Here is a 19,296-nt window from a genome sequence, read left to right as displayed (position 1 = left end):
GGAATAGGCAATAAGATTAAGTCACAAGAGTTTTCAAGGGTTTCTAAAAATATGACTGATTCACTTTTTATTAAGAATGTTTTACTTTCATTTCAAGCAAGTTTTCAAGAACATAGAAAAGACTTGTCAGCAGTCATCATGACTGACAAAAAATATTTGTGGTTTGGTTCTGATGAAACTACAACAATTGAGCGGTTGTCTTTCATTAAACCAAAAAAAATTGCTGAACATCAACAGTTTCGTGTGGCTGAGTTTATAACTTTACCTAGACCAGAAGATGAGGAAATTGATATTGAAGGTTTAGCTTGTGATGGTTATTATTTATGGTTTACGGGTTCACATAGTTATAAACGGAAGAAAGTTAAATCTGAAAATAGTGACTCAAAAAATATTTCTAGATTGGCAAAGATTGAATCAGAGCAAAATCGTTATATTTTAGGGAGAATTCCTTTGATAGATGGTCAGTTGTTACAGTCTTGTCCACATCCAAACAAACCGGAAATCCAGTTAAATGCCGCCAAATTAGAGCTAACAAAAGATACAAATGTGTTAATGGCGGCTTTAGCTGATGACCCACATTTAGGTGCTTTTATCCAAGCGCAAATTCCTGGGAAGGATAATGGTTTTGATATTGAAGGTTTAGCTGTTAATCAAGGAAGAATTTTTTTAGGGTTGCGTGGCCCTGTGTTGCGGGGTTGGGCAATAATTTTAGAGCTTGAGGTAGAAGATTCTTTACCTGGTATTTTAAAATTACGTAAAATGGGTGAGGAAAAACAAAAATATAAAAAGCATTTTGTGTGGTTAAATGGCTTGGGAATTAGAGATTTGTGTTGGGATGGTGAGGACTTGTTAATTTTAGCCGGGCCGACTATGGATTTAGATGGAACTGTGCAAGTTTATCGGCTAAAAAATGGTGTGAATTTGCAGGAAAATGTGATGAATAATCCTGAGTTTGTGCAAGAAATTCCGCATGGCGATCGCAATGATAAAGCTGAAGGGATGACTTTATTTTCAGAAATTACTAATGAACCTTCTTTATTAGTAGTTTATGACTCTCCCGCCGACAATCGCCTAGTAGATGAAAGTGGTGTGTCAGCCGATGTGTTTCGTCTGGGTTAAAGATTAGTAGAAATTGCCTGAACAGGACAAGTAGGAATACACTGTTCACAGACAATACAACGCGATCGCGTAAATGTCAGTTTATAGGTTTCTGGGTTGAGGGTGAGGGCTTCTGTAGGACAAACCCCAGTACACAAACCACAGTGAACACAGACATCCTCATCAATGATAATTTCCCCCAAGGTAGAGGAAACACTGATATGACGCGATCGCATCCACTCAATTGCAGCATCTAATTGATCAATATCTCCCAATAACTCAACTACTAGCTTACCAATTTGATTGGGAGCCACCTGAGCGCGGATAATATTAGCGGCTACATTAAAGTCTTTCGCCAGTACATAAGTTACCGGCATTTGGATGGCGCGTTTAGGAAATGTTAGAGTAACTCGCTTTTTCACAGATTTACTTACCAGAGATGCGTTTTTTTGATGGTAACTTGAATATTCGGAGTTGGGGGGAGATGAAAGGGAATGGTCAATAGTCAATAGTCAATAGTCAACAGTCAACAGTAAATAGTCATTAGTCATTAGTCATTAGTCGGTAGGGGGGGTTCTGTGAGATATTCACGTTGTCAAACAGATATTTTGGTTAACGTGAATTCGACGGAACCTAACCCCAACCCTTTCCCTACAAGGTAAGGGGCTGAAAATCTATCTATAACTGAGTACCAAATAATCAGGGTTTTAAGCCTCTCCCCGCGTCGGGGAGAGGTTTGGAGAGGGGTTCTTCCGAATTTATCGAACTCACGTTTAGTTAAACCCGCCCCTACTAACCAAAACGTCCACTGATATAGTCTTCTGCTTCTTTGGTTTGGGGAGAACTGAACATCTGCACTGTGGGACTAAATTCGACTAATTTTCCTCGGCGTTTGCTGTGTTCGTCAATTTCTGTGTTGAAGAAGGCTGTAAAATCTGCGACTCTGGAAGCCTGCTGCATATTATGAGTGACCATAATGATGGTGTATTGCTGTTTGAGTTCTAAACAGAGTTCTTCTACTTGACGGCTGGAAATAGGATCAAGCGCAGAGCATGGTTCATCCATTAATAATACATCTGGTTTCATGGCGATCGCTCTAGCAATGCAGAGTCGTTGTTGTTGTCCACCTGATAAGGCTGTCCCTTTTTCTTTGAGTTTGTCTTTGACTTCATCCCAAATGGCGGCGCGTCTGAGGGAATCTTCTACCAAGTCATCTATGTTCCCTTTATAACCATTAGCACGTGGCCCAAAGGCTATATTTTCGTAGATTGATTTGGGGAAAGGATTCGGTCTTTGAAATACCATTCCCACTTGGCGACGTAATTTGACGGAATTAATCTTAGGATCATAAATATTGCGATCGCGATAATTTAATCTCCCCTCTACTCTAGCTCCTGGAATCAAATCATTCATACGGTTGAAGCAACGTAGCAATGTACTTTTCCCACATCCAGAAGGGCCAATAAACGCAATAATTTGTTTTTCTGGAATTTGTAAATAGACATCTAGTAATGCTAAAAATCCTCCATAATATACTTTCACACCTTCCACATGGAATACATAATTATCCTGTTGATTGATGATGGCTGTATCTAATGGATTTCTATTGTTGCTGTATAACATTTTGTGTATTCTCCCAATAAATCTAAATACCCAAGGATGACTCGCTCAACTAATTAATTGTGAAGCGTTGTCTAATATAAATTGCCACACCATTTAAGGTTAAAATCAAAACTAATAACGCAATAATTGTTGCTGCTGCTGCATTGGCAAAACCTGGTTCTGGACGAGTAATGTAACTATAAATTTGGATGGGTAAAGCCATAAATCTCTGGAATAAACCAGGATTAAATGTGAGAAAACCCACCGCACCCACAACAATTAAGGAAGCCGCATCCCCAATGGCGCGAGATATAGAAATAATTACCCCTGTCAAAATTCCAGGAACAGCATAGGGTATAACATGACTCCGAATCGTTCGCCATTTAGTAATCCCTAATCCATAAGACGCATATCGCAAGGAATTAGGAACGGCGCGAATTGCTTCTCTAGATGTCACAATAATGACCGGTAAAGATAGTAAAGATAAAGTCAAAGCACCAGAAATTAAAGCAGGGCCAAAACCTAATAAATAGTTAAAAACACCTAAACCCAAAAGTCCATAGACAATGGAAGGGACTCCCGCCAAATTACTGATATTAATCTCAATAATTGCTGTCCACCAATTTCTAGGCGCGTATTCTTCTAGATATAAAGCTGCTCCGACACCGATGGGAACTGTCACCACAATTACAACAATTCCTAATAAAATACTGCTGATAATCGCCGGACGTATACCACCTTGGTCGGGGAAGCGCGAGGGATTTTCAGTTAAAAAACCAGGGGAAAGAAATCTAGCTAATCCATCTTGGAAGATATCAAAAAGTAGCAATGCTAAAATAAATATCCCAATTAACAATCCCAATAAAAACAGGATTTCAAATACTTTGCCTAATGTTTCTCGCTGCTCAATATTATCAGTAAATTCTGGTGTTGAATCTAGATAATCATCTGGTTTATAAGTAATCGTCATAATCTCTTAGTCGTATTTTTCTTTAAAACGGTTAGCAACCCAATAACTGACAATATTTAAAGCTAGGGTAATTAAAAACAACAGCGCGCCTACGGCGTATAATGTTTTGAAATTTAAACTTCCCCGTGGACTGTCTCCGCCAGAAATTTGCGCCATGTAAGCTGTCATCGTTTCTACTGACTCTGCAAAGTTAATAGTCAGTCTTGGCTGTTGTCCAGCTGCAATTACGACAGTCATTGTCTCACCGACTGCGCGAGAAATTCCGAGAATGATTGAAGCGATGATTCCAGAAAGTGCAGCTGGAAGCACAACTTTAAAAATAGCTTCTAGTTTGGTGATACCTAAAGCATAAGCACCTTCTCGCAAAGAACGTGGAACAGCTTTAATCGCATCTAAGCTAATAGAACCGACAGTAGGAGTAATCATCACCCCCATCATTAAGCCTGCACTTAAAGCGTTAAATAGTTCTAGTGGAATGACATTTCTGAGTAAGGGTGTGATGAATAAAAGGGCAAAATAACCATAAACTACTGTTGGTATTCCCGCTAAAAGTTCTACGGCTGGACGCAAAATTGCAGCGACCTTTGGTTGAGCATATTCGCTTAAATAAATAGCTGAAGATAAACCCAAAGGAATCGCCACAGCCATTGCGATCGCGGTCGTTAAAAATGTACCATTAATTAACGGCCAAACCCCAAAATGTCTATCAGCAAATAGCGGTGTCCACTTAGTATCTAGGAAAAATTGCGCTAAAGAAACTTCTTGGAAAAATCCCCATGTTTCTTGAAAGATAATTACGACAATCCCCGTAGTAGTTAAGATAGATACTAAAGCACAAGCAAACAAAATCACTGCCACAATTTTTTCTGAGATATCTTCTGAGGCCTTTTTCTCTAAAGAACGTCTCAATCTTTGGTAGGAATCATCTGGAAGATTTGGATTTTGCATAAAAAATCTCAGCTATCAAGATTTTAGTTAAATAAAATTAGTAATTGGTTGACCGGGTTTAGCTTTTTTAAATTTTGTCCCAGTTTCACCACTAGCGAATTTCTGTTTGACTTTGATGTAAGCTTCATCAGGTAAAGCTACATAACCAACGCTATCTACCCATTTCCAAGAATTTTCTAGATAAAATTCGACAAATTCTTTTACGGCTGGCTTAGTATCTAAGGATTTTTTACTGACGTAGATGAATAAAGGACGAGATAAAGGCGTGTAGATATTTTTAATCACATTATCCACAGGAATGGGTTTTTCACACTTTCCACTGGGACTTTCTACTGCTACTAAATTCAGCTTATCTTGGTTTTGAATGTAGTAAGATATGCCTACATAACCTAAAGCGGTCGCGTCACCTGCTACCCCTTGTACAAGTAGGTTTTGATTATGACTAGGGGTGTAATCTGTCCGGCCATTCTTAGCTTTACCAGTTACAGCTTGAGTGAGATAATCAAATGTTCCGGTGTCGGAAGCTGGAGCATATAGCTTGAGTTTTTCATTAGGAAACTTGGGATTAACTTGATTCCAAGTCAAAATTTTCCCGTCTGATTTAGCACTCCAAATTTTGTCTAATTCATTAATTGTGAGACATTTAGCAAAGTTGTTTTGCCGGTTAGCAATCACAGCAATACCATCTAACCCGATAGGTAATTCAATAAAGTCAATCTTCTTACTTTGACATTTTTTAATTTCTTCATCTCTAATAGTACGAGAAGCCCCAACTATATCAATATCACCATTACAAAACTTACTGATACCACCACCAGTCCCACTAGAAGCAACACTCACTTGTGCGTCAGGTTTAACTTTACTGTACTCTTCTGCAACTGCTAAGGAAATGGGAAAACCTACGGCTGCACCATCAATACTAACTTGAGTTTGTAATTCTTTTCCACTGTTACAACCTGTAATGCTGCTGACAATGAGCATCAAAGTTGCAGGATAAATACTATTTTTCAAGAGGCGATAAAAGCTCATATAGGAATCTGACTTGATTATTGAAATTACTGGCGTATTTAGGGAACAGGGAACAGAAGCATAACTAGGTTCGCAGAAATCAAATATGATTCTGATAAAATGTCCAATGATTGCCAATTAATTGGAAATTAATTATAATTTTTTGGCAGTCTGCACCTGATCAAAAACTCCCCCGTTAGCAAAAAACTTCTGCTGAATTAGTTCCCAACCTCCTAAATCTTGAGATGTAAATAGAGTATTCACTGGAGGGAATTGAGATACTACTTCTTGAGTTACAGTTGGGTTAACGGGACGATATTGTAACTTAGCAAACTCCCGTTGTGCTTCTGTGGAATACAAGAAATCAACAAATGCTTCTGCAACTTTTCTGGTTCTATGCTCATCAACGTTTTTATCAACTATGGCAACAGGATTATCAATAGAAATATTGACAGCAGGTACTATGTAAGGAAGTTTTGAGCCGCTTTTTTCTGCCAAGACTATTTCATTTTCATAGTTGATTAAAACATCACCTTGATTTTGTTGAAAAAATAAATCACTAGCTTCACGAGCATCTTTTGTGAGAATTGGGGTGTTTTTATAGACTTTTGTGATGTAATCTAATGCTGTCGTTTCATCGCCACCTGTGAGAGTCACTGATCCCCACAAAGCTAAAAATTCCCAAATAGCAATACCAGAAGTTTTGGGGTTAGCTGCAATTAATGTTACGTCGTCTTTTGCTAAGTCTGCCCAATTTCTAATCCCTTTGGGGTTGCCTTCACGAGTTACAATCGCCGCTACAGATTTACTGACAATACCATTTCTCGGCGATCTGTTTTCCCAACCCGGTTTAATTAAGCCTGCTTGTTGAATTTTATTGACATCTAAAGGCAAAGCTAAGTGTACGATATCTGCTGCTTGTTTACCTGCAATCACATCAGCAGTTTGTGTCCCAGAACCCCCATAACTCTGCTCAAAAATGACATTTTGATTGTGTTCTTGCTTCCACTTGGCAACAAATTTAGGAATAATTTGATCATGAGCCGCTTTTGTCACAGAGAAAGAGACGAGTTTCAGCTTAATATCAGCAGGCTGACTAAAAGCTTGATTTCCAGAACAGGATGCGATCGCTATACTGAAAATAGCTCCAACTACAACAAGACTTGTAAAACTGCGGAGCTTGCTAACCTTTAACCACCTAACTATATGTTGGGAAGATATCTGCAAAGTCTGCAAAACTCGCACAACATAAACCTGGGTTTTCACAATTAAGTCATAGCTTAATTGCGTTTGATGCTGCGACTTGCTCATTCGTAATACTCCTTTTATACGGTATCTTGAGCGGAATACCGTTATTTAAAAGTATTATAGGTATCATAGAGTGAAAGTTCAATCAAGCTTTATTTTTTGTTACTGAGTCAGAAAATCTCCATCCCATTAAAAAACCCCTCCTGATCAGAAAGAGTTAGGTATGATTTGATACTTAAATTTCCCATCAGCATCGCTGCTATTTGTGGTTTGGTTAAATATATCGAAAAGCACAGATTTTCGCAAAAATCCACTGGAGCAGGTATTCTGGACATAGCGATCGCCAAACTTTTCGGTTTACGGAACGTTATTTAACTGGGGTTGGCAACAATCAATTAGTGGTTGAGTTGCTATTTCTCCCAAGCTAACTGAAGACAGTAAAGTTGCCCACTGTGTCAATAAGTCTTGATTCTGAGGATCTTTTAGGCGTAATTCTGCTAAATTCATGATGGCATCGTACCAAACACCATTGGCGGCGTAAAGTGTCACCTGTTGTTGGGGTTGTGCTTGTTTGAGTTGTGCATTAAGTGTGGAATTTTGGTTAATTCTTTGTATCCAACCTTCTGTATAATCTAGTTTCAAAGGTTGTTGCTGGTCACATTGCAACCGGACTTTAAAAAACCAGTGATACATTGTTCCTATCTGTAATGAAGTTGCAGTAGGGGGTAAATTAACGCTAATAATTCCTGGTGATTTTGGAATTGTCAAATTAGTACGATATAAAGTTTTATTTTTGTTATTGGTTTGTTCTTGTAAAACAAACTCAATGTTTTTTATAGATGAGACATTGTAGGGAACAAAAAAGAAGAATTGAGGAGATTCAGTGTTTGTTAAACCCCAAACTTGAGTGATGGGAACAATCGTTTGCTCACCTGAGTTCAGAGTTGTTTGATAGGTGGGAACTAAGGCTGTGACAGTTTGACTATTTGCAGTGCATCCACGACTAGCAGCCCCGCTTCTCGAACCTGTTGCACCTCGGTTTGGTGGTGGTGGTGGTGGCACAAATTTTAAGGATGCTAGATGATGATTAATTGGTAAAGCCTGGAGTTTTAAAGGATAGGATATATTGCTTGTGAATAATATTCCCAAGGCTATGGTTAATTGCAGGATTTTCATAATTTGTGGTCGAGTAAAAATATATGTTTATGATTTTTGGATAGGCTTAATTACTGTGATGAGTATGACCGCACTAGATCCTAAAGCGATCGCCGCAGGTACAAAAGGAATCCAACAACTATATAGTATTAATAATATCAGGCAAAAACCGTATAAACTCAGAAACACTCCCCCAACTGCCCAACCTAAATAAGTGGGTTGTCGCAGATATACAGCAAGTAAACCGCCAATTATCGCCCAACCCCCAACCCAAATCACTTCACCCCAAATCTTCCAAGTCCATAACAGAGGTCGTCCATCTAAAGCCGCACTCAACAACTGACTTACCATCTGTGCTTGCAAAGAAACTCCAGCTATTTGCTGTGACTCACCTTTTGAGGAAGAGTAGGGTGTGAGTGAATAATCTCGAAAACTTTCGGCGGTAGTACCAATTAAAACTATTTTGTCTTGAACTGCATCAGGTTGGAGTTTACCAGTTAATACTTGTTGTAAGGTGATGCGGGGAGCGATCGCTTCTAAGTCACGCAAGGAGCGATAATTGAGTAAAATCTGGTGTCCTAACGCGTCAATACCTTGGTAGCCTCCGGTATGGGTTTCGATGGGTGAAAATGCGAGCTGACCTAATTGCCATGCTCCATCAGGGGTAAATTTTAATTGAATGCCTTCCTGATATAAATAACGTAGTGCCAACTGCACATTTAAAGCATAAGGTGCATTACAGGGAGATGAGGGAGGAGGAGTTAACGCCAATAGATGACGACGCACCACATTATCGGCATCAATGGCGATATCACTAAAACCAAGGGCATAAGCAGGAACTTCTGGCGGTGGTTTAATCCCTGATTTGCTACTTTGGGGATTACTAACTTGACATACTGCCACAAAGCGATCGCTATTTTTCATCCGTGCCGCCAACTTGGGATAACTTGGCTGTACAGGATAATCTCGGTATATATCCAAACCAATAACTCGTGGTTTATACGCTTCTAATTTAGCTAATAACTTATCTAAAGCCTCATCAGACAATGACCCGCGCCTATTTATAGATTGGGCTTGCACATCTTCTTCTGTAACTTCAATTATCAGTATCCGAGAATCTGGTTGTTCCTGGGGACGAAGACGCAGCATATGGTCGAATGCCATTAACTCCCATGATTGCAGAAAACCAAAATACCGTACACCCATTAACAATGCTGTGGTAACTATGCTTGTCAGCATGACCGCAGATAAAGCTGTTCTAAGCTCAATACCTCTCCTCGTTGGGGTTTTGGGTACGGATGTTATTTGCTGACTATTGTGGTTGAGGTGTAATTCTTGCCACAGTAGAGGCATAGTTGCCGGATTTTGATAAATTACAGGCAACCAAGTCGCACAGGGAAATTGCGTTTCTAATCCTTGTAAACGTTCCCGCGCTTCTCTAACTGCTATGTATAAAGATTCACCGTGAGCAAAAGCTTCTAAAAAATACTTGAGGAACTGTTGCGCCACCCTATCAGGGACGGGTTCTCGCATGACGATGATTTGGGGTATGTGCAAATCTGCAAACTCCCGCGCTAAACCCAAACCATCACAGGAGTTAAAAATTGCCAAATGCAAACCTTTTTCTACAGCTTTTCGTAACCCATACTTTAATTGACTAATTGTCAGGCTTTCTGTGTGATTAATCTCAATTTTCCCTTGATTACTGCCATCAGTAGCACTATGTCCCGCAAAAAACAAAATCTGCCAGTCTTGTTCCCATAACTGGTCAGTCAGGTCTTTGCTTGATGGTTCGACGAGAAAAGTAGTATTGGCGTGAGGTAATGCTGCTAAGATTTGACTGTCTGTTTGGATATCAATTCCTTGACTATTACCCAAAATTGCTAAAACTTTCACCTGTGACTGAGGCTGTGAGTTGCGGTTGACTTGTTCATAACTAGGCGCACTCAACGCAACTTCGGCTTTGGGATAGCGTTCTAAAACCTCCCACAAATGCCAAGGCAGTTTTTGCAATCTCAAATCATTGGTTTGTAGTAGTACGCGGATACGGTCTGCCGGTACAAGTTTTTCCAGCCATTTTTCCCGAATGGGACGAAAACTAGGGGATGATAGCCAATTATTTAACTGTAATCTCAAATTATCTGCCGCTTTTTGGCAATCTTGCAAGGAAGGGTTTTGTTTTGATTGCTTAGGAATACCGATAGGACGACCAGGAAATTTCAGTTGACGATAGATAGACTGCCATTGATGGTAACAGAGGGGAATTTCTGGGTTTGGTGGGAGTTCCGCAGTGATTTCTAAAATAGGTCGGAAATCTTCATCACCAATTTGCAGTGTGACAGGAAATCCCGCCTCAAAATTGCCTGTGCCTAACTTTAAAACGACTAACTTACCCAACGTCAGTACCCCAGATATGGCAATGTAACTTACTTTAGTACGAAAGGTTACACTACTATATGCACTCCATCAGTCGTCAACGTGCTGCCAACCAAGACTGCAAATCAGCAAGACTAGTAAAATCTAACAGTGCTTCCGTCAAATCTTCGAGGACAGGTAAAGGTAAACTAGAAATTAGCGATCGCGTTTCTGGAGAAAGTTCACCAAATCGCTTCGTTAGCAGTCGCGTAATTATATTAACTGTTGCCTCTTCACGTCCTTCCTCACGTCCTTCCTCACGTCCTTCCTCACGTCCTTCCTCTTTAATTTCTCGGTAAACGCGTGTTTCCTTGAGTGTTATTCCCAGCATTGTTTCTACCTCCGTTCTAGTTAATTGCTCAAACTTGTAAACCATAATTGTTGTGATCATTTCTATTATGGCGCGACTCGTAGGTGATGAGACTTCCTGACGAGTTCGGTTTAACAAATACCTTGCTGTATCGGGTGCTTGTTCTTCCCCTACTGTAGTTAATACCATCAGTGCTACCCAAATAGGTAATGTACGAATATCTCCCAATTCATCTAAATAAATTCGATGTAATTGTCCACCATTTAAAAATGAGCGATGGGGATGAATATCAGTTTGTTCGAGGCTACGAGATGGATAAATAATGACTGCTTGCCAATCACTAAACCTGTCACGGTTGCGGTAGAAATACAGTGAGGACTCAGCTAAAACACGTTCATATAATCTTTCATCCTTTTGAAACTGGACTTCACAAAAATACACGACTCCTACACCTGCATTTTCCGGTGGGAGAAACACGCCATCAATTTCAAATTTGGGTTCTTTGACTGCTACCGAATCAAATCTATAGGCATTTGCATTTTCTGGAGGATTGGTCAATAATTCAAATAACAAATTGGGATATTGTTGAAATAGTTTGTAAAAAATTGAGTCTCGCCGCATAAATAAATCAGATTTTACATAGAAGCAACCGCACTGGCAGCGTTACCACTCGCCACGAATAAAAGAAAAACTCTTGTTTCCTCTTTACTTTCACCTATCACCTATATTTCTCAGAAGCAAGTACCACTAGATACAGACAAACCGCGCGGGGTAATATTTGGCATTTGAGCTACTAAAGATACAGTACCATCTTGATCCACAATCCAGCCTTGCGCCTCAACTATTTTCGCTGGGGAAGATGGCTGATTTTCATGACTGACATGAGTATTTTGCTCAAGGTTGAGAGAATCTAAAGTTATCCATCGTGCTGTAGATACTTCACCTTGAAATGGTTCGATGGGACTGCGGGGAATTCCTCCCCTACCTGTGACTGTAAAGGAACTGCGTCTGGCGGGATTGCCTGGGTTACAACTAGACACTATTTGCTCTGAAGCATCAGTGAGATTACTAGGTAACTGTGCCAAGCCCCGACTCGGATCTATATCAGGTGTATTAATTGTGACTGTTCCTGTTAAGCCAAACTGGGAACTAGCATCAATGTCGTTAGTATTGTTTAGTGGTAGTGATGGGCGTTGTTCTAAATTAAAAATACTCTGAGCATTAATGTTGATATTGCCACCACGCCCTTGAAAAGCATTGGCGACAATATCATTATTTTGCTTGGCTGTGGCGACAATAAAACCATCAGGTGCATCAATAGTAATGTTACCCCCGTTAGCATTATTAAATGCTTGGGCAGAAATGAGACTTTGATTTTGTAACAGCAATAGTTTTACATCTTCTAATCTGATATTTGCACCTGCACCTGCATTAGTTTCGGCGGTGATTTTACCTTGGTTGAGGCGGATAATGTTGGCTCTAGTTGTTAAGTTACCTGCTTCGCCTGTACCTATGGCACTTACAGTTACTTCTCCCCCATCACGAACATTTAAATTTGGGGTAGTGATAATGAGATTTCCGGCTTTCCCACTGTCTTGAGCTTGAGAGAATAAGGTACTGGGGGTTGCTTGACCACCAATATTAGCAATACCAACTACATCTACAGATTCGCTAGCATTGACAGTTAAAGTTCCACCATCACCCTGACTAAAAGAACCTGCTCTGACTTCCCCGCCGTTACTAATCAGTAATTTTTTGACATCTAAAGTGGCAATTCCTCCTTTGGCTGAACCAAAGTTATCTGCTGATATTCTCCCGCCATTTTCTACAGTTAAGGTAGGAGTAGTGATTTGTAATGCGCCTGCATCACGGGTAGCTCCTCGTTCAGCAGAGACGAGGATGTTACTTCTATTTTGATCATCTGGTGTTGGTTGGGCTATGAGTGCAGTTCCACTCACCAGGATATAATCACTTGCATTGATAGTTAAAATTCCCCCTTTTCCACCACTGCGTGCCGATGTGGAAATTTGCGCTCCACCCAAAACATTTAATTTTTGAGTCTGAATAATTAAATTACCACCATCACCTGTAGCACCGTCTTCAACTTGAGCAAATAAACCACTACCAATCAAGTTATCTGGGGTTCTTCCCTCTACTGTTACAGACTCAGATGCTATGATGTTCAAGTTCCCCGCCTTACCTCCCCCAAAAGTAGCAGCTGAAACCTGCGCGCCTCCTTGGACTAGTAGATTTGCTGTCTCAATGGTTAAGACTCCACCATCACCGGTACCCCCTGGCTTGACTTGAGCAAATAAACCGCTAGGAATACCAAAAACAGTTGAGTATCCTGTCAGTTCAGTAGAATCGAAAGCTTTAACAGATAAATCTACGGCTCGTTCTGCACCGTCAGTAATAGTGGAAATTTGTGCGCCTCCTTGCACAATTAAACGGGGAGCTGCAATTGAGAGAGTCTTTCCTTCTCCTGTAATGTTCTGACGAACTTCATTAAAAATACCTGTTGTGTACAAGTCTTGCGTCGTTCCAATTAACTCTAATTGTTCTGAAGCCCGGATATCGAAATTAGCTGCTTGTCCACCAGTTCCAGCTAAGGAACTCACCTGACTACCTTCAGTGATAGTAATGCGCTTTCCCTGCATTTGGACATCAGCACCCAGGAAATCACTAGAACCGACAAAAGCGGCTTTAGAGAGGGTAATGTCTTGAAAGTTCTGTACACCTTCATAACCGAAAGTCCAACCTTTATCTGTAGGGATAAAGTTGACGAAACTGTTACCTGAGACACTGCCTAACTCAATTCTGCCTCCTGGTGTGGTAACAAAACCTTCGTCTAAGGATATTTCTCCACCAATCAGTGCTAAGGTTTGATTGGATGGTACTTGTAAACCTACAGGATTACCAAATTTGTCTAGTGCGATCGCCTGATTAATAATTTTTCCTGGTACTTCTCCAAAACCTAACCCCACAGGCACACTAATTGTTAGTAAAGGATTAACCTGAGTGGGTGTTGCTAAAAATTCAAAGCCATCCGCAAATTTAATTCTATTGGCTGTAGTTGCAATAAATGAGCCACCGACATTGAGCGTAGCGTTATAACCAAAAACAATTCCATTCGGATTAATTAAAAATAAGTTAGCTGTATTATTAGTACGGATTAATCCCTCAATCAAAGATGGCGATTGACCTGTGACACGGCTAATAATATTCTGTATATCTCCTGGATTTTGAAAATCAGCAATGCCATTTATAGGGATGGAAAAACTATCAAAACTATGAAATAAATTATTGCCCAATCTTGTACCGCCCGTAATCTGACAATTTGTACAATTTGGTGAAACAACGGAGTTATTACGTAAAGTTTGGTCGGGAATAATTTGAGCTAAAGTTGGTGCAGTTGCGATGAAATAAAATATCAAACTCCACTGCCATAGAGAGAATCTATTCAAGTAAAATTTCATAATATATTAGGGGCGTGTAAATAAATATAATATGTTCTGCCATTGCGAACTAATCAATCACCATGAATCTGGGATTGCTTTGCTCACAACGACATCTTATATTTAATCATGCCTATCTACTTATCATTCCCTATGCGTGTTTTCTCTTAACGTAAGTTGAGTGGTCGATTAAAGTCAGAGTTGACCGCAGGTGCAGGCTTAATAACTCCAGTTTTAATAATATAGACTGTGGGAAAAATACTGTTATCAATGTCATTCAACAGCAAATTGAGGGCAGGATTAGGAGATTTGACGGCATCTAGCAAATTGTTATTTAATATATATGATAAATCATTAACTGCCTTATTAATATCAATGGGATTGGGCAGAGTATTAAATGTTTTTCCTGGACTTTTGGGATCTAAAATAAAATTGCTGTAGGGTGCGGTCACTCCATATTTTTGATAAATAGTATATCGAATGTATTGTTTTCCATCAGCCCCTATAATCAACTCTGCTAGCAAATCTCCAACAGCAAATTGTGTAACTATGTTTGTAACTGGGCTGGACAGAAGAGGATGACCATCTGCATCATAATCACTTGGTTGTAACATACTTTCGGCCATCGGTAGCCTACCAGTGTTCATATAATCCCAATTAAAAGCGTAGTTAGTAATTGCACCTTTAAAAAGACCTACTGTATTTCCCAGCGCACTATCAACTATTAAATTGCCTGATTCATCCGTATCAAATAAATTGAATTGAAAACCAATAAAAGTTTCGTTACCTCCCATACCACTTTGTTGATTTCCAGAGCTTCTTTGAGCTGCTGCTGGTTGCATAAATGATGAGATGGCAATTATGCTAGTCGTGACTATAGTAAATATTAATTTCATCTGTCTATCTCCAAAAACTAAATGAATTAAGTTTGTTTTATTTAAAATTTTTGTTAACTAAATATTAAATCTATGATAAATATGGATTAATATGAGATGCTTTAAAAAAACATCTCATATATTTAAGTGAATTATTTTTCTCTTGACGACTCTAGTTTAGATTAAAACATATATCAGCGTATTTATACTATAATCGTATTATTTTTTGATAAAGGCAGCTAATTATTAAGATTTATACAAATTCTTGGTGTTTAACTTACTTACATAGATTGACTTTAGGCAATAGAGTATGGTGAATAGGAACGCAGAACTATCTCATTTGCTAAAAGTATATATGTATATTAGTTGTGTTACCAATCAGCAATTAACCTGACTTTTCTGAGCAGGAATTTCAAGACGGTTTCTTTGCGAGAAATAATATCAGCTCGTCCCTGCATTCCTGGCTGAATAGTACATTGATGATTGCTTGTACCAAATGACAAGGTTGCTGGAAGTATGGTTACTTCGTAAACCGCACTCGTACTATCTTGGGTGGGAACAGACTGATTCCCTGGGGATTTAATTGTATCTTGAGAAATTTGATTGACAACACCTTTGAGAGTGCCGTAATCAGGATAGGGACAAGCTGAAACCCGCATCTGTACTTCTTGACCTGGTGCCAACTTACTGACATCATCGGGGGAGACTGTAGCTTTGATGACTAAGGGCGCATGACTAGGGACAATTTGAGCAATTTCCTCACCTTGACCTACTGATTGGCCAGGGTTTCGCAAGTTTAATTGCGAGAGAATCCCGTCTTCGGTGACTGTAATCTGAGTCAGGCTCAAATCCTTGTCTACTTGTTGGAGTTCGCTGGTGTCACGCTGGAGTTGACTTTTAATTTGTAATCGTTGCTGAAACAAGCCTTCCCATTCGCGTTTGAGGGTGGCGAGTGTGGCTTGACCACTAGCCATTTCCTGGGCAATAGTTTGTTGAGCGATCGCTACTTCTGCATCACTAGGATTCAGCGCAGTTTGAGCGCGGCGCAGTTTGGCTTGTTCGGCGGTTACAGCTTGTTGTTGTTGGGCGATGATTTGCTGTTGCGCCTCAACGGTGGCTTGTCGCACTTCCACAGCTTGCTGTTGTTGAGCCACATCTAACTGTACTTCTTCCAACTGATTCAAAGATAAAGCACCAGCTTGGACTACTTGTTGATAGCGATCGCGTTTGGCTTGGGCTGCATTCATCGCGGCTTTGGTTGACTGTAAGTTAGCATGGGCAGAACGCAATTCTACCTGCGCTTTATACCATTCGTTGCGCGCTCTATTTAAGTTCGCCTGGGCTGCTTCTACCTCTGTTTGAGCAGTAATTTGCTGATCTCGATAATTGCGTTGAGCGCGGTTCAATGCAGCTTTGGCTGAACTCACCACCCGATTTTGGCGATCGCTTTCCGCTTGCATTTGTCGGTTCAGGGCTGTAATTTGGGCATCAATTTGCAGTAGTTGCAGTTGTGCTTGCTGGATGTTGCTTTGCAGTTGATTTTTTTGAGTTTGCAGGCGGGAATCATCAATGGTGGCTAGCACATCTCCCTTTTTTACTACCTGATTTTCTTTGACCAAAACTTTGGTAACTTGACCAGCCATCGCCGCTTGCACGAGTCGCAATTCTCCTGTAGGGCGGATAGTTGCTTGTCCTTGCACAGTGACTCTGTATTCAATAATAGAAGATAAGGCGATCGCTCCCCCCACACCACCAACGAGTAATAGACTACCGATTTTAATCCAATTACTAATCGGCGGAAGAAATTCATTGCTTTTAATTAGGGGTAGAGAGTCGGTGTTAATCTGATTAACCATGACTGTTTTCTGAGTAAAAATTAGGGAATGCTACTTGGGGCTTGCTGAAAAATTCCTTTAATGAAGGCAGGGAACGGGGAACAGGGAACAGTTTTACCCCTACATTTTGGATATTTTTTTATCTGACAGTCTCTGACAGTGGCAAAAATTTTTGCTGACGGATAAATCTACACCATCCAAAAAATCTAAATGCTCACCAGCTTGACGACTGAGAACCTCTGGAGAACCTTGAATTTTTAATCGTCCTTGTTCCAGCATCACAATCCAATCAGCTTGCTGGATAACTTTGGGACGGTGGCTAATTAAAATAGTGGTTTGCCCTTGGCGGTGAGTTAGCAACTGATTTAATACTTCAGCTTCACTCACGGGGTCGAGTGCGCCCGTAGATTCATCTAAAATCAGCACTGGTGGGTTATTAATAATGGCTCTAGCAATGGCTAATCTTTGCCGTTGTCCCCCTGAAAGATTCGCCCCAAATTCACCTAATACGGTTTGATATTTGTCGGGGAGATTGCTAATAAACTCATCAGCACCAGCAATCTGACAAGCTTGGACAATCTGCTCAAAGCTAATATCAGGCGCACCTAAACGGAAGTTTTCTATAATTGACCGACTCCAAAAGTGTGCATCTTGCGGTACTAGCACCACTTGTTGGCGAAAACAGTCTAAAGAAATATCCTCTAAATTATAAATACCAAAGCGAATATTACCAGACTGGAGTTGATATAAACCTGCCATCAATTTAGCTAGGGTACTTTTACCACAGCCAGATTTACCAATCAGTGCAATTACCTGACCCCCAGGAATCGTCAGCGAGAAATCTTGCAGTAGTTCAACTCTGCCTGGATGATGAAAGTTGAGATTCGTACAGGTAATATCTGCATTGCTGGGAATTTTTACCCAAGGCTTTTGACTGTGATCTAAAATTTCTGGGGTAGCGTCAATGACTTCTGTAAGACGTTGGGTAGCAGTTTTAGCACGGGTAAATTCATCAACAAAATCGATAGTAGTTTGTATAAAGCTGCTAAAGTTGCCATTCATGCTATTAAATGCCAGGAGCATCCCAATCGATAATTCTTGGCGAATGACTAAGGTGCTGCCGAACCAAATTAAAGCGATGCTACCAATGTTAGATACTAAATTTGAGAAGACACCGTTAACAATACCAATTTGAATAGTTCGGAAGGTAAAGTTAGCCAAATTACTAAAACGCCATTGAAACTCTTCCCAGAATTGGGGAGCAGCAGCAGTAGTTTTTAAGGTAATTGCACCTTTAAAAGTTTCCACTAAAACGCCTTGATTTTCGGCGGATAAAACTAAAACACTGCGAATTTTTTGTTGTAAGGTGGGTAAGAAAACTACTGTAGAGAGGGTCATCAACAGAGCGATCGCACCAGCTAATACTGTAAGTTTGATACTGTAAAACAGCATGAAACCTAAAGATACTAAGGCGATAAAAAATTGGCTGGGCAGACTCACAACAATCTGAGAAATTAATTGATTAATTTGTTGAATATCTTCCAGGCGACTGACAATTTCACCACTACGCCGCGATTCATAATAACTTAAAGGTAAGCGTAAAATCTGCCTGCCAAATTCAAAAATTAATCCTAATTGCAAACGTTGTGAAAAGTGAGCGACGAGATTTGATTGGGCTAAACGTAGGCTACTACTGATGAGGTGCATAGCAATTACCGCTATAGCCACACTAGTCAGGAGCTGACTATCTCCCCGCACTAGCACATCATCGGTGAGAATTTGTAACAGGAAGGGAGAAGCGAGGGAAAGTAAACCTAAAACCGAGTTGAGCAACAAGGTTTGAGCCAAAATACCGCGATAAGGTGCAGTACGGCGCAGAAAGCGACCAAAACCGCCAATTTTTTCTTGTTCATCTTCCTGAGTAAAAAAGCGGACTGGATCGGGTTCTAATAGGAGCATGACTCCGTTTGTCCATGCTTCTAAAAGCCACTTTGTTTCTAGATACCGGATGCCTGCACCTGGATCAGCAATGACGTATTTATTGCCCTGCTTGCCATACAAAACTACCCAGTGATAACCTTTCCAATGAATAATCGCTGGTAAGGGAATAGTTTTTTCGTTGAAAGTCTCCAGAGTAACTTTTACAGCTCGTGCATTAAAACCAAGGGCTTCTGCGCCTTGTTTCAATCCTAAGAGGGTGCTTCCTTGCTGTCCTGTACCGACAGCTTCCCGACAACGAGTCATGCTAAAAGTTTTACCATAATGTTTAGCCACTGTTGCTAGACTGGCAGCACCGCAGTCTTCTTCACTATGTTGTTTAACAAGTTGATAATTCATTGACTTCATCTTGGACACCACTGTTAGTTTTGAATTGGTA

The 19,296-nt window shown here is 40.2% G+C and carries 15 protein-coding genes; 2 read left to right on the top strand and 13 right to left on the bottom strand.

Annotation, left to right across the window (positions count from 1 at the left end; genetic code table 11):
* Positions 1–51: 51 nt before the first annotated feature.
* Positions 52–1,119, top strand: a complete 1,068-nt coding sequence (locus tag CLI64_RS03625) for a DUF3616 domain-containing protein (protein WP_103140577.1) — start codon at positions 52–54, stop codon at positions 1,117–1,119.
* Here CLI64_RS03625 and CLI64_RS03620 read toward each other — a convergent pair.
* From CLI64_RS03620 to CLI64_RS03595, 6 genes are all read right to left on the bottom strand, one after another.
* A complete protein-coding gene (locus tag CLI64_RS03620; protein WP_103135943.1) occupies positions 1,116–1,520 on the bottom strand; it encodes an NIL domain-containing protein in 405 nt (134 codons plus the stop codon). The two genes, CLI64_RS03625 and CLI64_RS03620, sit on opposite strands and share 4 nt — an antisense overlap.
* A 370-nt stretch (positions 1,521–1,890) precedes the next feature.
* On the bottom strand, positions 1,891–2,721 hold the full coding sequence (pstB, locus tag CLI64_RS03615) for a phosphate ABC transporter ATP-binding protein PstB (protein WP_103135942.1): 831 nt from the start codon (positions 2,719–2,721) through the stop codon (positions 1,891–1,893).
* A gap of 49 nt (positions 2,722–2,770) precedes the next feature.
* On the bottom strand, positions 2,771–3,670 hold the full coding sequence (pstA, locus tag CLI64_RS03610) for a phosphate ABC transporter permease PstA (RefSeq protein WP_103135941.1): 900 nt from the start codon (positions 3,668–3,670) through the stop codon (positions 2,771–2,773).
* 6 nt (positions 3,671–3,676) lie between these two features.
* Positions 3,677–4,618 (bottom strand): phosphate ABC transporter permease subunit PstC, encoded by a 942-nt coding sequence (gene pstC, locus CLI64_RS03605; RefSeq protein WP_103135940.1) that lies wholly within the window; start codon positions 4,616–4,618, stop codon positions 3,677–3,679.
* Between the two features lie 27 nt (positions 4,619–4,645).
* A complete protein-coding gene (locus CLI64_RS03600; RefSeq protein WP_103135939.1) occupies positions 4,646–5,647 on the bottom strand; it encodes a PstS family phosphate ABC transporter substrate-binding protein in 1,002 nt (333 codons plus the stop codon).
* A gap of 132 nt (positions 5,648–5,779) precedes the next feature.
* Positions 5,780–6,937, bottom strand: a complete 1,158-nt coding sequence (locus CLI64_RS03595) for a sulfate ABC transporter substrate-binding protein (RefSeq protein WP_103135938.1) — start codon at positions 6,935–6,937, stop codon at positions 5,780–5,782.
* A gap of 165 nt (positions 6,938–7,102) precedes the next feature.
* On the opposite strand from CLI64_RS03595, the gene CLI64_RS31455 reads away from it, so the two are divergent.
* Complete coding sequence (locus CLI64_RS31455) at positions 7,103–7,249, top strand: hypothetical protein (RefSeq protein WP_225977502.1); 147 nt, start codon at positions 7,103–7,105, stop codon at positions 7,247–7,249.
* On the opposite strand, the gene CLI64_RS03590 is transcribed toward CLI64_RS31455, so the two are convergent.
* From CLI64_RS03590 to CLI64_RS03560, 7 genes are all read right to left on the bottom strand, one after another.
* Complete coding sequence (locus CLI64_RS03590) at positions 7,232–8,050, bottom strand: DUF928 domain-containing protein (RefSeq protein ID WP_103135937.1); 819 nt, start codon at positions 8,048–8,050, stop codon at positions 7,232–7,234. The two genes, CLI64_RS31455 and CLI64_RS03590, sit on opposite strands and share 18 nt — an antisense overlap.
* Before the next feature lie 27 nt (positions 8,051–8,077).
* Positions 8,078–10,426 carry a CHASE2 domain-containing protein gene (locus CLI64_RS03585; protein ID WP_192881675.1) on the bottom strand — a complete coding sequence of 783 codons (2,349 nt, stop codon included), beginning with the start codon at positions 10,424–10,426 and terminating at the stop codon, positions 8,078–8,080.
* A 76-nt stretch (positions 10,427–10,502) separates the two neighbouring features.
* Positions 10,503–11,375 (bottom strand): Rpn family recombination-promoting nuclease/putative transposase, encoded by an 873-nt coding sequence (locus CLI64_RS03580; RefSeq protein WP_103135935.1) that lies wholly within the window; start codon positions 11,373–11,375, stop codon positions 10,503–10,505.
* 110 nt (positions 11,376–11,485) lie between these two features.
* Entirely contained in the window at positions 11,486–14,230 is a 2,745-nt protein-coding gene (locus CLI64_RS03575; protein ID WP_103135934.1) for an S-layer family protein, read from the bottom strand.
* A gap of 146 nt (positions 14,231–14,376) precedes the next feature.
* The gene (locus CLI64_RS03570; RefSeq protein ID WP_157943185.1) at positions 14,377–15,105 is read right to left on the bottom strand and encodes a hypothetical protein; all 729 of its coding nucleotides are present in this window, start codon (positions 15,103–15,105) and stop codon (positions 14,377–14,379) included.
* Between the two features lie 350 nt (positions 15,106–15,455).
* Positions 15,456–16,940: a biotin/lipoyl-binding protein gene (locus CLI64_RS03565; protein WP_103135932.1), complete on the bottom strand. Its 1,485-nt coding sequence runs from the start codon at positions 16,938–16,940 to the stop codon at positions 15,456–15,458.
* A gap of 99 nt (positions 16,941–17,039) precedes the next feature.
* Positions 17,040–19,256 (bottom strand): peptidase domain-containing ABC transporter, encoded by a 2,217-nt coding sequence (locus tag CLI64_RS03560; protein WP_103135931.1) that lies wholly within the window; start codon positions 19,254–19,256, stop codon positions 17,040–17,042.
* Positions 19,257–19,296 lie beyond the last annotated feature (40 nt).

Source organism: Nostoc sp. CENA543 (assembly GCF_002896875.1).
GTDB lineage: Bacteria > Cyanobacteriota > Cyanobacteriia > Cyanobacteriales > Nostocaceae > Trichormus.
Note: the sequence above shows the minus strand (reverse complement) of the source record. Positions and strands in the feature narration are given on the sequence as shown.

Bases quoted from the DNA above. Each gene is read 5' to 3' on its own strand.
- CLI64_RS03625 (WP_103140577.1), top strand. From the start codon at position 52: ATGACTGATTCACTTTTTATTAAGAATGTTTTACTTTCATTTCAAGCA.
- pstB (WP_103135942.1), bottom strand. From the start codon at position 2,721: ATGTTATACAGCAACAATAGAAATCCATTAGATACAGCCATCATCAAT.
- pstA (WP_103135941.1), bottom strand. From the start codon at position 3,670: ATGACGATTACTTATAAACCAGATGATTATCTAGATTCAACACCAGAA.
- pstC (WP_103135940.1), bottom strand. From the start codon at position 4,618: ATGCAAAATCCAAATCTTCCAGATGATTCCTACCAAAGATTGAGACGT.
- CLI64_RS03600 (WP_103135939.1), bottom strand. From the start codon at position 5,647: ATGAGCTTTTATCGCCTCTTGAAAAATAGTATTTATCCTGCAACTTTG.
- CLI64_RS03595 (WP_103135938.1), bottom strand. From the start codon at position 6,937: ATGAGCAAGTCGCAGCATCAAACGCAATTAAGCTATGACTTAATTGTG.
- CLI64_RS03590 (WP_103135937.1), bottom strand. From the start codon at position 8,050: ATGAAAATCCTGCAATTAACCATAGCCTTGGGAATATTATTCACAAGC.
- CLI64_RS03580 (WP_103135935.1), bottom strand. From the start codon at position 11,375: ATGCGGCGAGACTCAATTTTTTACAAACTATTTCAACAATATCCCAAT.
- CLI64_RS03575 (WP_103135934.1), bottom strand. From the start codon at position 14,230: ATGAAATTTTACTTGAATAGATTCTCTCTATGGCAGTGGAGTTTGATA.
- CLI64_RS03570 (WP_157943185.1), bottom strand. From the start codon at position 15,105: ATGAAATTAATATTTACTATAGTCACGACTAGCATAATTGCCATCTCA.
- CLI64_RS03565 (WP_103135932.1), bottom strand. From the start codon at position 16,940: ATGGTTAATCAGATTAACACCGACTCTCTACCCCTAATTAAAAGCAAT.
- CLI64_RS03560 (WP_103135931.1), bottom strand. From the start codon at position 19,256: ATGAATTATCAACTTGTTAAACAACATAGTGAAGAAGACTGCGGTGCT.